General features: G+C 43.8%; 12 protein-coding genes. 1 reads left to right on the top strand and 11 read right to left on the bottom strand.

Translation table 11 applies throughout. From position 1 onward, the window contains the following. Positions 1-645: 645 nt before the first annotated feature. Complete coding sequence (locus tag AC1DO4_RS00625; protein WP_477411977.1) at positions 646-1293, bottom strand: hypothetical protein; 648 nt, start codon at positions 1291-1293, stop codon at positions 646-648. Between the two features lie 162 nt (positions 1294-1455). Here AC1DO4_RS00625 and AC1DO4_RS00620 point away from each other — a divergent pair, with 162 nt between their 5' ends. Next, positions 1456-1806: a hypothetical protein gene (locus AC1DO4_RS00620; RefSeq protein ID WP_477411975.1), complete on the top strand. Its 351-nt coding sequence runs from the start codon at positions 1456-1458 to the stop codon at positions 1804-1806. Between the two features lie 643 nt (positions 1807-2449). Here AC1DO4_RS00620 and AC1DO4_RS00615 read toward each other — a convergent pair. The 10 genes from AC1DO4_RS00615 to pgmB form a co-directional block, all read right to left on the bottom strand. Beyond that, positions 2450-2833, bottom strand: a complete 384-nt coding sequence (locus AC1DO4_RS00615; RefSeq protein ID WP_477411973.1) for a hypothetical protein — start codon at positions 2831-2833, stop codon at positions 2450-2452. 496 nt (positions 2834-3329) lie between these two features. Beyond that, positions 3330-3635 carry a DUF3784 domain-containing protein gene (locus tag AC1DO4_RS00610; protein ID WP_477411971.1) on the bottom strand — a complete coding sequence of 102 codons (306 nt, stop codon included), beginning with the start codon at positions 3633-3635 and terminating at the stop codon, positions 3330-3332. Then, positions 3636-3815: a hypothetical protein gene (locus AC1DO4_RS00605; protein WP_477411969.1), complete on the bottom strand. Its 180-nt coding sequence runs from the start codon at positions 3813-3815 to the stop codon at positions 3636-3638. It lies immediately after the preceding gene. A gap of 52 nt (positions 3816-3867) precedes the next feature. Then, a complete protein-coding gene (locus tag AC1DO4_RS00600) occupies positions 3868-4059 on the bottom strand; it encodes a hypothetical protein (protein WP_477411967.1) in 192 nt (63 codons plus the stop codon). A 69-nt stretch (positions 4060-4128) separates the two neighbouring features. Further along, the gene (glgB, locus tag AC1DO4_RS00595) at positions 4129-6345 is read right to left on the bottom strand and encodes a 1,4-alpha-glucan branching protein GlgB (RefSeq protein WP_477411965.1); all 2217 of its coding nucleotides are present in this window, start codon (positions 6343-6345) and stop codon (positions 4129-4131) included. A gap of 272 nt (positions 6346-6617) precedes the next feature. Next, the gene (locus tag AC1DO4_RS00590) at positions 6618-9092 is read right to left on the bottom strand and encodes a glycoside hydrolase family 31 protein (protein ID WP_477411963.1); all 2475 of its coding nucleotides are present in this window, start codon (positions 9090-9092) and stop codon (positions 6618-6620) included. A 223-nt stretch (positions 9093-9315) separates the two neighbouring features. Then, positions 9316-10629 (bottom strand): MFS transporter, encoded by a 1314-nt coding sequence (locus AC1DO4_RS00585; RefSeq protein ID WP_477411961.1) that lies wholly within the window; start codon positions 10627-10629, stop codon positions 9316-9318. A 258-nt stretch (positions 10630-10887) separates the two neighbouring features. Beyond that, positions 10888-12609, bottom strand: a complete 1722-nt coding sequence (locus AC1DO4_RS00580) for an alpha-amylase family glycosyl hydrolase (protein WP_477411959.1) — start codon at positions 12607-12609, stop codon at positions 10888-10890. A 95-nt stretch (positions 12610-12704) separates the two neighbouring features. After that, complete coding sequence (locus tag AC1DO4_RS00575) at positions 12705-15014, bottom strand: glycoside hydrolase family 65 protein (RefSeq protein WP_477411957.1); 2310 nt, start codon at positions 15012-15014, stop codon at positions 12705-12707. 68 nt (positions 15015-15082) lie between these two features. Beyond that, entirely contained in the window at positions 15083-15730 is a 648-nt protein-coding gene (gene pgmB, locus AC1DO4_RS00570) for a beta-phosphoglucomutase (RefSeq protein ID WP_477411955.1), read from the bottom strand. Positions 15731-15748 lie beyond the last annotated feature (18 nt).

The raw sequence follows: 15748 nt of genomic DNA, 5'->3' as shown, positions 1-15748 counted from the left end.
TTAGAGCGCTAATTAAATTCCACCGGCTCCACAAAATAAGTCAAAATGTTGATTTCATATTCAATTTGTGGATAACAACACTTCACAAAATTTCGCATTGAGATTTCAATTTACGTTCTTTGTTTAAGAAATAAACAAAAAAGCCCCGAGAGGGCAAATCTCGAGGCTAAATCATCCGGACGGAATTTTACCGTCGAATATTGAGTTCGTTCTCAATACTGTTTCATCTCTATCGGACTTACTTTTAGAAAAACATTAAAGGAGCATTTAGCTCCTTTTTTTGTTAAGTCAAATATAAAGTTAAAATCACGGATAGTTCCGCTTGCGGATATAATGTTGAAAAATAGCACATATTAACACTAAAACAAGCGGTCCAACGGTATTTGCCAGCTACCAGTACAGTTTTTCTTTACGGGTAAAGATCAGACCCGCTACCGCAAGAATCCACCCTTGTGGTCATCATGCTAAGTATACGCCATGCATAGCCACMCTGCACAGCCCGGAGATTGCTTCGTTCCTCGCAATGACATGGTGGAGATAGGCACCGTTAAAACCTTGTCCGCCCACCCAGCCATGTACCAACACAACCGGACGGACGGACACCCCACAAAGCAAAAAGGCCGCATTAACCGCGGCCTTTGTTGTTTATGCTAACTGCAATTGGGGCTGTGTAAGGGTTTGGCAAATATTGAGCAGTTGCGCAAACACTTCGGCGGGGGCGTCGGGGTTGTCGGGGTTTTTAAAATCAATGTCGGGCAGGGCCAAAAAGAAGCCCTTATCTACCCGGCGGTGATAGCTTACCGGCTGCTTGGTGCGCTGGGTACGCAGCAGCGTATTGGTGCCGGTATGGTCAAGGATGGCCTTAAAACAAATGTCGACCGTTTGGGCAAGGGGACTGGCCGTGGGGTGGTATTGCACGTTTGTTCCGTTTTGCAATACATAATTAATTTTTGCAGGGCGGGTGCTTAGCATATCTATCAGTTTGCCATTGCTAAACTCGCGTACGTCATGCATATCCTGTAAAATAGGGTCGTCGTTAAGCAGTAATACCAGGGTGCCGCCGTAGTGGTAAAAGTCTTTTAAATCCTGGCTGCGTTTGGTTAAAAAGACCAGTACGCGGTCGGGGTCGTCATCCATTTGTTCCAGTAAAAAACCGGCCTCTTCCCTAACCGCGATGGCGCTTACTACAATAAAATCGTAATCTAACAGGTAGTCATCGCAGCCAAAGTTAATTTCGGTACCAATACCGTCTAAACTGCTAATCCCAATGTGGGCTAATTTAATTTTGCTCATATGTATATAAAGTTTTAATGTTTTGCAAACCCGTGAAAAATGCCGGATAAACCTGTGTGTGCCAGGTTAGCTGTACAGCCATGAAAGGGCTACAGCGGCGCAGAAGTAAATTTTTGTAAACCTACGTTACAAATATACTAATATTTTTAGCAATTTTGCAATATGGCACACAATAATAATTATAGCAACAAACAGGAATATTACCAGGTGCAGCAGGAACGTGCCGCACTGCAGGAACGCAAAAGCAGGCAGGACCCCACCATGCGTAATAATTTCCTGGAAGCGGTGGAGCATGCCAGGCTACACCATTTTTGGATTTATGACCGGGTACAAAAAATTTGGTATAACCCCGACGAACTGCTGGAAAAAGATAAGCGCGAATACATTGATTACGATAAGCTGCTGTTTGATATTGATTTTAAAGACCCGCTTAAAGCCCTGCAGCAGGCCCATCAAAAGCTGCTTGCATTTGCCATTCGCATTGTGGAGTACCAAAGGCGACAACAAAAGTGAGCGAGGGGGCTTGTCCGGGCCATGTCCGCAACAGACCGGGACAGGTAAGCGGACGGACAGAGGCAAGGCGTTAAAGAGCGTGAGGATGTGCGATTCCTTCCTTGGGGAAGGAGGAGGAAGGGGTTTTGCGAGCGATGGGACCGTTGCAATTCAAGCGTAAAAGTATGGTGTAGAAACCCCTCCCTGCACCCTCCCGTTGGGAGGGAATCGCACGGGGCCGATCTTTTTACAATCTTCCGAACACCTATGGTGACAACACCAACAGAGGGCACATATTGGTTCGGAGACATTCGAACAGCGGTTTTTTTTGCAATAGGGATAGAAGTGGATACCGGCCAATGCGGATAAGGCCTGCGCAGTATGAACGCATAGCCCGGACCGCAGGTATTGCCCTAATGGTTCATTAGTTCAATGGTTCATTAGTTCATTAGTTTATTGGTGGGTGGCGGGTGATTGCTTAAACGCATGCAAAGTATACGCCATACTTCTACGCCCGGCATAGCCCAAAGAATTGTTTGGTACTTCGCAATAAAGTGGTGATGACAGGCTATCCCAAAAACAAACAAGGCCACCCAAAGGCGGCCTGGCTAAACTTATTATTATTACCGCCCTTTTTTATTGAAGGGCTTTAAAATACAGTAAATTAATTTTTAGGGTAATGCAGCACTAACGATGTGCCTGCTGCCACGCTTACGTCGCCGCCATCGGTTTTTACAGCATTATCGTCAATTTGGTAATGATACTCACCTTTGGCGCCATCGGGGGTAATGCTGATAAGCAAATGATCGCCGGTGGCGATGGTTGTGCTATAAGCAAAATTGGTACCGTTATTGGCTACCAATGCTGATACTTTAGCATCCTCGGCAGCAGTTCCTTTTGCCTGCAGGCTTATCACGGTTTTGTAGCCGTTTGCATTTGTACTGAAAGTAACCTGGTGACTGGTTACCGGCGTTACGTTGTTTTTTTTACTGCAGCCAGCCATAGCCATAACTGCAAGTAAGGATAAACATGGAAGTGTTTTTTTCATAGTTGATATGTTTATATAGATAGATAGGTGTTGCCCGGCAGGCCTATACGGCCCGCGTAACGCGCGCAAAACTATGCAATTTGTTCTCGCATAAAGAAAAAAATTAATCTAAAAATATAATTCACTCAACTTGAAGTGTATAAACTCTTTAGCGTGGCTGCCTGGGGGTTGGCTCACCTGCGCTAAAAGCGCTTGTCCGGACCATGTCCGCAACAGGTCGGGACAGGTAAGCGGACGGACAGGAGCATCTTTGATCCTTTTCATTTAACGATCAAAAATAAGTTTTTTTTGATCAATTTAACTAGTAAAAACGATTGTCATTTCGAACGAACCGGGGCGGAAATGAGCGCAGGGGTGAGGAGAAATCTTATACGACATGCATAGTTCGCTTTGCATGTCGTATAAGGTTTCTCTTTCGCACCCCAGCTCATTCCTCCCCCTTGCTCTATCGAAATGACATTTTCTTTTCTAACAAATGATGTGTACACACAATAGCCTACCGCCTCTTAAACTTCCTCTGCCCCACAATCGCGAATACCGAAGTGATTACTATTCCCGAAGCAAAATAGGGGAGAATAAAATTCAATTTGGTTGGCAAGTAAGCCATTAAAATACCGGTTGAAAGGGCTATTGCCGCATTGATGAGCATTAAACCGCCTACCCAGTTGCACAAACCGTTAACATCTGTAACCAGGTCTTCATTAAAACCAGATATCAGGCTGGCTTTCTTTTTATACTTTATTTGGTAGCCAAATACAAGCATCACCAGGGCAATAACGCCAAATACGATGAGGTTAAACATTTATTGGGGGCGTTGATTGGAATTTTTACTTTGTTGGAGGTTAAGCATATCTTTAACGCTGGTAAATGGTGTTAACTTCCCTTCCTGCGCTTGTTTCAATGAATCTCTTACTCCTTTCAATACATATTCAGGATAAACCTCTGGCTGCTCGTCCCCGGGATAATTAATCAATTCGTTCATAAAAACAAATTTAGCTATTATTCAAACCAAAGCAATTTATCATCAGCCAAAATTACATCAGCTCCCCATCCTTATGCACATGGTAAGTTTTGTAAGCCAGGTAATAAAGCAACAATGCGGGCAGGGTATTTAATAATATTCCCTGGGCATTCATATGCGGATACGTCATTGTAACCTGTACAATAAGCAGCACCAAAGCAACTGTTCCTCCTATTAAATACAGGTTGCGAAATTTGGGATTCATAGGCAGGCAGGTTTATAAATAACCATTTCATAAACTTTTACGCTTATGAAATGGTTAAATTAAAAAACATTATCGTTTTAATTCATACTTAGCAGGCGTTGATGATACCTTTTTAAATATGGTTGCACCCAAAGGTGGTATTGTAATCCTGATAGAGTTATCCTTACCATGCCATTTTTCGGGTTCGGCTTTTACAGGCTCATAATTGATGAGGCCGCTTCCCCAAAGGTTTTTAGCATCAGAGTTAAAGATCTCTTTCCAGTCGCCGTCGGCCGTTACGCCTATACGGTATTTGTAGCGTGGTACGGGCGTCATATTCAGGATGATAACCAGGTCGTCCTTACTGTTGTTCCCCATACGACTGTAAACCAGTATAGAATCATTGGCGTTGCCGCCATCTATCCATTGAAAACCGGTAAAATCAAAGCTTTTTTCATGCAGGGCAGGCTCATCGCGGTATAAGTGATTGAGGGTTTTCACCGTTTCTGACATGCCCTGGTGATTGGCGTACTCCAACACATGCCATTGTAACGACTGGCCGAAGTTCCACTCATCGCCCTGGCCAAATTCGGCCCCCATAAACAGCAGTTTTGTACCCGGATGGGTAAACATATAGCTGTACATCAGCCGCAGATTGGCAAACTGCTGCCACTCATCGCCCGGCATTTTGCGCAGCATGCTGCCTTTGCCAAATACCACCTCATCGTGCGAGAAAGGCAGCATAAAGTTTTCGGTAAAGACATATATGGTGCTAAACGTGATCTCGTTATGATGATATTTACGGTGGATAGGGTCCTCCTTAAAGTAATCAATGGTATCGTGCATCCAACCCATCATCCATTTCATCCCGAAACCTAATCCACCCAAATAAACCGGGCGGCTAACACCTGTGAACGATGTGGACTCCTCTGCAATAGTTTGCGTTGATGGGAAATGGCTATAAACTGCCTCGTTAAATTCTTTAAGGAATGATATGGCCTCCAGGTTTTCATTACCGCCATAAATGTTGGCTTCCCACTCGCCATGGTTACGCGAGTAATCAAGGTAAAGCATAGATGCAACCGCGTCTACACGTAAACCGTCGGCATGGTACCTGTCGAGCCAAAACAGGGCGTTACTGATCAGGAATGCCCTAACCTCGTTACGCCCATAATTAAATATGTACGATTTCCAATCGGGGTGAAAGCCTTTACGCGGATCGGCATGCTCATACAGGTGCGTACCGTCGAATTTATAAAGCGCATGAATATCACCGGGAAAGTGCGAAGGCACCCAATCCAATATTACACCAATACCGGCCTTATGAAATTCCTCAATCAGGTACATCAATTCCTGCGGCGTACCATAGCGTGAGGCGGCTGCAAAATAGCCCGAGATCTGGTATCCCCAGCTTGGGTAAAAGGGATGCTCCATAATTGGCATAAACTCTACATGCGTAAAGCCCATTTCCTTAACGTAGGGCACCATTTTATGCGCAAGCTGCGTGTAGGTTAAAAACTCGTCGGGGCTTTCCAAACTACGTGCCCATGAGCCTAAATGCACCTCGTAAACGCTATATGGTTTATCAATGGCGTTATGTTCGTGGCGATTGGTCATCCAGTCGCTGTCTGACCACTCGTAAAAAGTATCGGCAACTATAGATGCAGTGCTTGGGGGTACTTCCCAACGCAGCGCAAAGGGATCGGCCTTTTCCAGGTCTTCGCCGGTTGATGATTTGATATAATATTTATAAGTTTCGCCATTACCTACATTCGGGATAAAACCCTCCCAGATGCCCGATGCATCCCAGCGGCCATATAAACTATGCGAACCACGGTTCCAGCCGTTAAAATTAGCTATAACTGCTACATACTGGGCATTTGGCGCCCAAACAGCAAAATAGGTACCTATAATGCCATTAAACTCCACCACGTGCGAGCCCAGCTTTTCGTACAGTTTATAGTGTTTACCTGATTTAAATAAACCAATATCAAAATCGGTAAACCTGCTGTACGGCTCTACCGCGTTTTTTATTACATGCGTAGCCTGCACGGCATCTGCAACTTTTCCGTTTACAGATTTAGGCTTGGGTTCAGCAATTTTTTCTGCAGGAGCGGCTTTCGTTTTAACCGCTTTTTTGGCCTCGGCCACTAAAACTTCGGGTTCAACTTTAACTGCTTTTACCTTGGCAACCTTTTCGGGCGCTTTTATATCTGTTGCTGTAGATTTTGCCTTTGGGGCTTTTTTTTCTTTTACAGGCTTTTCTTCCGGTAACGGGTTTTCGGTTTTCTTAATTTGTTTCGCCATAATATAGATAACCTGTTGGGGCTTATAAGGATAACCCAAATAACAGGAATGAGTTTTGGTTTATGTAATAACCAAATATATTAATATGATTTCACTGATTGTTAAATGATTTTACCAATTATAAAAAAAATCATCATCCAAAAGCGTTATTGTGGGTAAACACCGGTGCAAAGCTGCTAAAACAGTAGGTGATAGCTCATATAATTTTCAAATAACAAAAAACCCCTATAAGTCAAATCAAACAAAAAACCCCGGCAGGCCGGGGTTTCATTTTATTTTGTTATTTCTATGTGTTTAAAGTTTTTACTAAACTTAAACTCAACTGTTCCGTCGGTGTTTACTTTAAACTCCTTCACCGTTTTACCATCGGCTACAATTTTACCCGGTTTAAATGGCAAACCGATAATGTTTAGGTGATAGCCTTCATATCGGGGCGTATACAAACCCTCCATACTTTGGTTGATAGTAAGTATTCTTGCAGCACCATTTACAACAAATTTTTTCTCGAGGTAAATATCCTGCTCATAGGCAAAAGTTTCGCCGTAATCTTCAAACAGGAATGAATTAACCTCGTAATCAGTATAATAAATATTAAGTTTTACTTCTTCAATTTCTTTTTCGCCTACGTATTGCATTACCTGGTATTCTGGTATTACAGAACCGGCTTTAATAAACACAGGAATGATATCCAATGGTGTTAATACCGATACCTCTTTACCCCCATCAACAACTTCAAGGGTCCAGAAGTTAATCCATTTACCTTTTGGCAGGTATACATTTCTTTTTGTTTGACCGGGTTCCATAACAGGGCAAACCAGTATTTTATCGCCATAGGTAAACTCATCCTGGCGGAAATGGTTCAGCATCACATCCTGCTCATGCATTACAATAGGCCTTAAAATAGGGAAACCGTAACGGTGATGCTCCCAAAAGGTAGAGTATAAATAAGGGATTAAACGGTAACGCAGCTCAATAAATTTACGGTTGATAGCGGTATATGGTTCGCCAAAGCTCCATGGTTCACGCTCCTTGGTATCGCCGGCAGAGTGCGCGCGCATGAAAGGCGAAAATGCTCCCATCTGGATCCAGCGGGTAAACAGTTCACCATCGGGCTCGCCGCTAAAGCCACCTATATCTGTACCGCAAAATGAGATACCGGATACCGATAAACGCTGGCACTGGATATTGCCCAATTTCAAATGTTCCCAGGAGGCCACATTATCGCCCGTCCAAACGGATGAAAAACGCTGAACGCCCGAGTAACCAGCCCTTGTAATAGTAAACGGACGTTTATTTTTCATGAGCTTGCGCAACCCTTCGTAGGTTGAGCGCACCATTTGCATACCGTAAATATTATGCGCCTTACGGTGCGATCCGCGGTGCCCATCGTACTGGTGGCGAACATCATCTGGGAAAGTACCTGCCCCAAAAACAGCAGGCTCGTTCATGTCATTCCAAACACCGGCAACGCCCATTTGCACCAACTCATCAAACAAACCACCCCACCATTCACGTACGTCGGGATTTGTAAAATCGGGAAACTGGCAGCGGCCCGGCCAAACATGGCCTTCCATAAAATAATCGTCGCTCCGGCGGCAAAAATACCTGTTTTCTTTACCTTCCTTAAACACCTCGTAGTCATCATCCACACGAATGCCAGGGTCAATAATTACCACTGTTTTGAAACCATCCGCTGCTAATTCGCTGATCATTTTTTTAGGATCAGGAAAATATTTACGGTTCCAGGTAAAGCAGCGATAGCCATCCATATAGTCAATATCCAGGTAGATACCATCACAGGGAATCTTATTTTCGCGGAAACCATTGGTAATCTTTTTCACCTTAGCCTCCGGATAATAGCTCCAGCGACATTGGTGATAACCCAATGCCCAAAGTGGCGGCATGGGATGCGTACCGGTTAAAATATGGTAGCTTTTTACCACATCCATCATGTGCGGCCCATGTATATAGTAGTACTGCAATTCGCCGCCATCGGCCCAAAAACTGGTTTTGGTTTTATCTTCGGCACCAAAATCAAACTGCGCTTTAAAGGTATTATCAAAAAAGATACCGTGTGCTATACCTTCATTTAAACTAATGTAAAAAGGGATACTGCGGTAAAGCGGATCCTGATTCCAGGCAAATGAATAGGCATCGGTGTTCCAGTTCTTGAGCCGTTTGCCGCGCAGGTTAAGCTCAGTTGGTTTATCTCCCAAGCCAAAAAAGCTTTCGTTGGGGCTGCAGGTTTTGGTACAAAATACATAATAGCCGCCAAACTGCACATTCTCTTCCCAGTGCATGGGCACAGCGTCCATACTGGTTACGTGATTATTACTATCAGAAAAAGATATAAAGAAATCCTTTTTGCGGATATGACAGTTTATCGATTTAGTGGCTACGCGAAATTCATTTAAATCCTCGTACAAAAAAGACGAGGCCGCTTTATACCCCAATTTGGGAACTGCATAGGAAAACTCTTCTAAAAAAACACCATGTGGGGATAATCTTACCCGGATGATCTCATCGGTTACCACAACTACCTCAACCTTGGCATCGCCATCGGTAAAGAAGAATTTATTTCCCCATTGATCGGCATGATTGGGTACTCCAAGATATTTTTTTATGATCGGCTTTATGCCATCGGCAGGGTTATTAAGGTGATGAAACTCCTCTTCCCCTTCCAATAAGCTCTCTGCTTCTATTATCTTACTGGTAATCTCTTCGGGATTTGGTGTATTACTTTTCATTCAAATTATTTAAAAGGGGTTACTGCAAATATGTATAATGTGTTCTTACTACGCAATATACGACATTTGATTTGAGGAAAAATCATTAACCGTGCCAGTTTATAATGATTTCATTAATTTGTAACCCCAATTATTTGAATTCTCTTACCATCCTGTACAAAAAATGCCGATAACGATGCCATAATTGTAAATACGCCCCGTTACAAAACCGTAAATTGCACAGTTATTCTTCTTCTTTTATACGAAGTGTTAGCAAAGCTGCCAATATCATAAGGCAACCACCTATTTCAACTGCCAGTAACCTGTCATTATTTAACCAGTGCGACATGATCCATCCAAAAAGCAATGAGGCCAATATTTCTGGCAACACAATAAAGAAATTAAATATCCCCATATAAATGCCCACCTTATTTTCGGGCAAACAACCACCAAGCATAGCATAAGGCATTGATAATATGCTTGCCCAGGCAATACCCACACCAGTCATAGATACATATAACATATTGGGACTATGAATAAATGATACCGATATTAAGCCTGCAGCACCAGCCAGCAAACAAAGCATATGGGTATACTTTCTGCCTAATTTAGCCGCAATGAGGGGGATAAAAAAAGCAAAAACAAATGTAACCAGGTTATAATACGATAGCGTAAGCCCGGCAAATTCAATTCCTTTAGTATAAAGAACATCCTTTTCGCTAACAGCGCCAAATACGTTTCTTGCTACAGCCGGCGAATAATAAAACCACATTAAAAACAAACCGGGCCAGGTAAAAAACTGTACCAATGCCAGCTTACGCATTCGTTTGGGCATATTTACTATGGCATGAAAAATTTCGGATGCGCCTGCGCCAAAGCCGCGTTTTTCTTCTTTTTTCTTTTGCCGCTCATTGAGATCTGCCGGAGGATACTCGGTACTGGTACAAACAGTATAAACAACTGCCGTAATAAATGCTGCTGCGCCAATATAAAACGAATAACGTACGGTAGCCGGTATGCTGCCGCCAACAAGGGAGTTATGTACATTAAACCAATGGCTCATCATCCAGGGTAATGCCGATGCGATAATTGAACCTAAACCTATAAAAACACTTTGCATAGCAAATCCGCGGGTGCGCTGATCGTCGGGCAGTTTATCGGTAACAAACGCTCTGAAAGGTTCCATACTTACATTTATGGATGTATCCATAATCCATAGCAACCCTGCAGCCATCCATAGGGCCGATGAGTTGGGCATAAAAATGAGCGTTACTGTACTAATTATAGCACCAACTAAAAAATATGGCCTACGCCTCCCCAGCCTTGGATGCCAGGTATGATCGCTCATATAACCAACAATTGGTTGTACTATTAAACCGGTTAGCGGGGCCGCTAAAAACAGCATGGGGATTTTATCGGGTTTGGCCCCCAGGTATTCATATATGGCGCCCATATTTGCCATTTGCAGGGCCCATCCAAACTGGATGCCTAAAAAGCCAAAGCTCATGTTCCATATCTGCCAGAAACTCAATCTCGGCTTTTGTGTTGTTTGGTTCATTGGTTTAATTTTATTGGTTCATTGGTTTTGTCCCATGGCATTGAGCGTTAATCCCCATCCGTTATTGCAAGTTTGCCTTGTACAATTCTCGATTGCGGCACGCCTTATGATAAGGACACAAGTAGCTGATTATCAATACAGATAATATATTTATAGACCATATCATTGAGAGGCACGAAGCAATCGCAGGCTTTATAAAGCGGATCTGCACAGTTCGCGATTGCTTCGTGCCTCGCAATGACATGATTTTTTATAGTTTTAAAACTCCAGCATCAGTCCACTACTTGCTTTTACGGCTACCTCAACACCATTGTTAATATCATCAGTATTGAATTTGGCTCCGCTTAGTAAGTCAGTAAAATGTTTTTCACCACTCAGGTTTAATTTATGTAAAAGGTCATCCGGGAGTCTTACGCGTATTTTGCGTGCTTCCCTATTAAAATTGGTTATCACCAATATACGCTGATTATTGGTATATCGGAGATAAATGTACAGCCTGGTATCAAAGCCCGGCTGGCGCTCGTTGGCCATCATCAGTTCATAAAACTCGCCTGTTTTTATAGCTTCACTGTTGTGTACAGCGTTTAGCAGGGCCTGGTAAAAGCCGCGCAGTTTTTTCTGATCGTTAGATAGTTTACCGCCATCATAAGCGCCGTTATTGATCCATTTCTGATGCTCGGGTACGCCCCAGTAATCAAATATAGAAGTACGGCCATCGCTGCCGCTAAAACCTTCACTGCCTGCTCCCGGCTCGCCAACTTCCTGGCCAAAGTAAATCATTACAGGTCCTGTGTTCAGCGTAGCGGTCACAATCATGCCCGGTACAGCCAGCCATGGGTTGCCTGCAAAATCGGGCGAGGCTATACGCTGCTCGTCATGGTTTTCCATAAAGCGGAGCATATGCTGATCGATACCTTTGCTATCATGGTTCCAAACGCTGTTGATACCCCAGGTGGTAGTGTTATGCTCGTTGCGGGTAAGGTTCCTTATCGTATCGTACAAGCCAACCTTATCATACAGGTAATCAAAATGCCCCTTGAATATATAATCGCTGTATTTGCCTTTGTCGTAAGCTTCGCCGATGAAAACAATACCCGGATGCTCGGCCTTCATTTTCGGGATCACCCATCCCCAAAACTCAAGGGGCACCATTTCTACCATATCGCAACGGAAACCGTCAACACCTTTTTGGCTCCAGTAGTGCAAAATATCATACACCTTGTTCCAAAGCGGTGGTATCGGGTCGAAATGGCCGCGGCGGTGATCCATATAATCAACCCCGTAGTTCAGCTTCATGGTCTCAAACCAGTCGTTAATAGATGGCGACGCACTAAACACATCGTTACCGGTTGCTTTGGCCGGATTCTCATCAAATTTGCCATCCTTTAGCGGGCTTTTAAATTCATCCCCTCCCGGGTTATATCCCGAGGGAACAACAAAGGGCTGGCCCGGCATATAGTAAAAATCGTTTTTGGCATCAAATCCTTTCGATTTATCATCATCCTGCCCAAAATCGCGGATGCCGGCTGGTTTTACATCCGATGCATAGGTGCGGGCAACGTGGTTGGGCACCAGGTCCATCAATACTTTCAAACCGTTGTTGTGGGTGCGTTTGATAAGGGCTTCGTATTCACCGATGCGATTTTTTACATCAACAGCTAAATTGGGATCGATATCATAGTAATCCTTGATAGCATAAGGTGAACCTGCCCGGCCCTTTACAATATCAGGATCATCGGCCTTAATACCATAGGCCGAATAATCTGTCATGGTAGCATGCTCAATAACGCCGGTATACCAAACATAGGTAAAACCCATTTTTCTGATCTCCTGCAGGGCTTTATCATTTATGTCGTTCAGTTTACCAGCGCCGTTCTCTTCAATAGAGCCATTGCTTTTATTGAGGGTTTTGGTATTGCCAAACAGGCGGGGCAATAATTGATATATAATAAGTTTATGGTCTGTTTTCGGTTGTTCCATTTTTTTTGATCTCTTGTGATGTTTTATCTGTGCAAACGAAATTAACGGTATCATAGATATCGCTACAAAACAGACAATAACTTTATTTTTGTTCATTATGCTTCAACCAACAATTCGTCATTGGCTTTAATCAACTTATCCTTACCATAAACCGAAACGGTAGTTTCAACAACCGAAAGGTTTTTGATCTGTACCCCCTCCTTGCTTACCTTGATATTCAGCAGTGCTCCCCTAAAACCGATATGGAACGAGAACGAAGCCCATTTCTCGGGTATAAACGGCTGAAACAATAATTTGCCATCCCTTACACGCATTCCGCCAAAACCTTCCACAACGGCCATCCAGGTACCAGCCATCGAGGTAATATGGCAGCCATCTTCGGTATCGTTGTTATAATCGTCCAGGTCCAAACGCGCGGTGCGCAGGTAAAACTCATAGGCACGAGCCTCATCGCCCAGTTTGGCGGCCAAAATAGCGTGTACACATGGCGATAAAGAAGATTCATGTACTGTACGCGGCTCATAATAATCAAAATTCCTGCGGATGGTTTCTATATCATACTGATCTTCAAAAAAGTAGATCCCCTGTAAAACGTCGGCCTGTTTAATGTAGCACGAACGAAGAATCCTGTCCCAGCTCCATTTCTGGTTCAGCGGGCGGTCTGTAGCAGGCAGATCTTTAACCAGGATCTGTTCTTTATCAAGGTATCCATCTTGCTGTAAAAATACCTGCTGCTTTTCATCGTAGCCATAATACATTTTATCAATGATATGCTTAAACCTCGATGTTTCGGCAGCTTCATCAAAGCTGATCCTGCTTACCAGCGCTTTGTATTTGGCACTATCTGTGGCTTTTACCTTTTCGATAACCTCCATGGTATATTCCATACACCAGGTAGCCAGTTTGCTGGTATACCAGTTGTTGTTAACGTTGTTTTCGTACTCATTCGGCCCGGTTACGCCCAGCATCACATATTGCTCCTTATCCTGCGACCAGCTTACCCTTTGCGACCAGAACCTTGCTATAGCGATTAAAACTTCCAAACCATAATCCGCCAGGTAAGCTTCATCGGCAGTATAGCGCACATAGTTGAAAATGGCATAGGCAATGGCGCCATTACGATGGATCTCCTCAAAGGTAATTTCCCACTCGTTATGGCATTCGGTGCCATCCATAGTGACCATGGGGTACAGGGCAGCGCCGTTTTTAAAGCCTAACAGAGCCGCATTCTCAATGGCTTTACCCAATTGCTTATATCGGTATAAAAGCAGGTTACGGGTCACCTTTTGCTCTGCAGTGGAAAGATAAAAAGGAACACAATAAGCCTCGGTATCCCAATAGGTAGAGCCGCCGTATTTTTCGCCTGTAAAGCCTTTAGGGCCAATGTTAAGGCGATCGTCTTCGCCGGTATAGGTTTGGTTTAGCTGGAAAATATTAAAGCGGATAGCCTGCTGTGCCGATTCATCACCCTCGATAATGATATCGTTGTGTTTCCATTTCTCGGCCCAGGCAGCTGCCTGTTCGGCCAGCATGGTATCAAACCCTTTTTTGCTGATGCGATCTAAAGTTGATGTTAACTGCCCAACCAATTCTTCGGGCTTATAATTTTGTGAGGACAGGTTGGCAACATATTTAATAATGCTGATGCTTTGCCCCCGCTGTGCCTGCAGTTCAATTTTTGAGGCAATGTATTTTTCTTTTTGGATGGATTCTGTTTTAGGTTGGATAACCTCGCCATTTTGCACTATGCTGAACTTCATACCGGTTGCCACCTCGAAGCCTGTTTTCTTGGTGCGCATCACAACATAACCGCCATCGCCCTGGTTTGCCTTGCTGATCTCGTCCCAAAACTTCTCATCGTAGTTAGAATCTTTGTTCATTACATCACCATCGATAGCCGGGGTGATGATGATAGTACCGCTAAAGTTTAAAGGAGTGATGGTGTAATTTATAGCAGCGGTTTCATCATCTGCCATGCTGCAAAAGCGACAGGCTTCTACAGAAACTTCTTTGCCTGATGCTGTTTTAGCGGTGAAAGTACGTTTCAAATAACCTTCCTTCATGTTCAGTTCTTTGCGGAAGTTGCTTACCTCGCATTTGGCCAGGTCAAGCTGCTCGCCATCAAGCACAATATCAATGATAGTCCAGTTGGCGGCATTGAGCACTTTGGCAAAGTATTCGGGATAGCCGTTCTTCCACCAGCCTACGCGGGTTTTATCGGGATAATAAACCCCGGCAACGTAATTACCAAGCAGGGTTTCGCCGCTATAGGCTTCCTCAAAGTTGGCCCGTTGCCCCATGCGGCCATTACCCAAACTAAATATGCTCTCAGATATTTGATGATGATGCGGGTTAAAGCCCTCTTCAATTATCTTCCACTCATCAACTTTAATATAGTCCTTCATTTAATTGCAATTGTAATAATGTTTAAGCCTTGTATATCATTGCGAGCGCGCAATGACGTATCGGGGCTCTATAATTTAAATAATTTATCCAACGTCATTTTATCTAAACCGCTTATCACCAGGTCGGCATCCAATACGCCGGGCTGACCTATGCCAACTACCTTCATACCGCCGGCTTTGGCTGCTTCAACCCCGGCAATGGCGTCTTCAAATACCACGCATTCCCCGGGTTCAACGCCTAATTCTTTTGCACCCTGTAAAAATACTTCAGGATCGGGTTTTGCCTTACTTACTTTGTTGCCATCAATAACCGCGTCGAACAGGTTGGTGATCCCTGTTTTGTTGAGTATGGTCATGGAGTTTTTACTGGCCGATCCTAATGCTATTTTAATACCGGCCTTGCGGCATGTTTCAACAAACTCCTTTGCGCCGGGCAGTATCTCATCGGGTTTCATCTGGTTCACCATTTCCATGTACCAGGTGTTTTTTTGTGTCGCCAAAGCCTCCTGCTCTTCTTCCGTTTTGGTAACTCCCCCCCACTCTAAGATAAGCTGAAGTGAGCGTACACGGCTTACACCTTTCAATTGTTCATTTTGGTGCTCTGTAAAATCGAACCCTAATGAATTTGCCAACCTTTTCCAGGCTTTATAATGATAAACAGCTGTATCTACAATTACACCATCCAGATCGAAAACACAGGCTTTAATATTGTTCATTTTTAATTTTTAAGTACG

It is taken from the genome of Mucilaginibacter sp. P5_A6 (assembly GCF_056400585.1).
The sequence above is the reverse complement of the archived record's forward strand: the minus strand, read 5'-3'. Positions and strand labels throughout refer to the sequence as shown.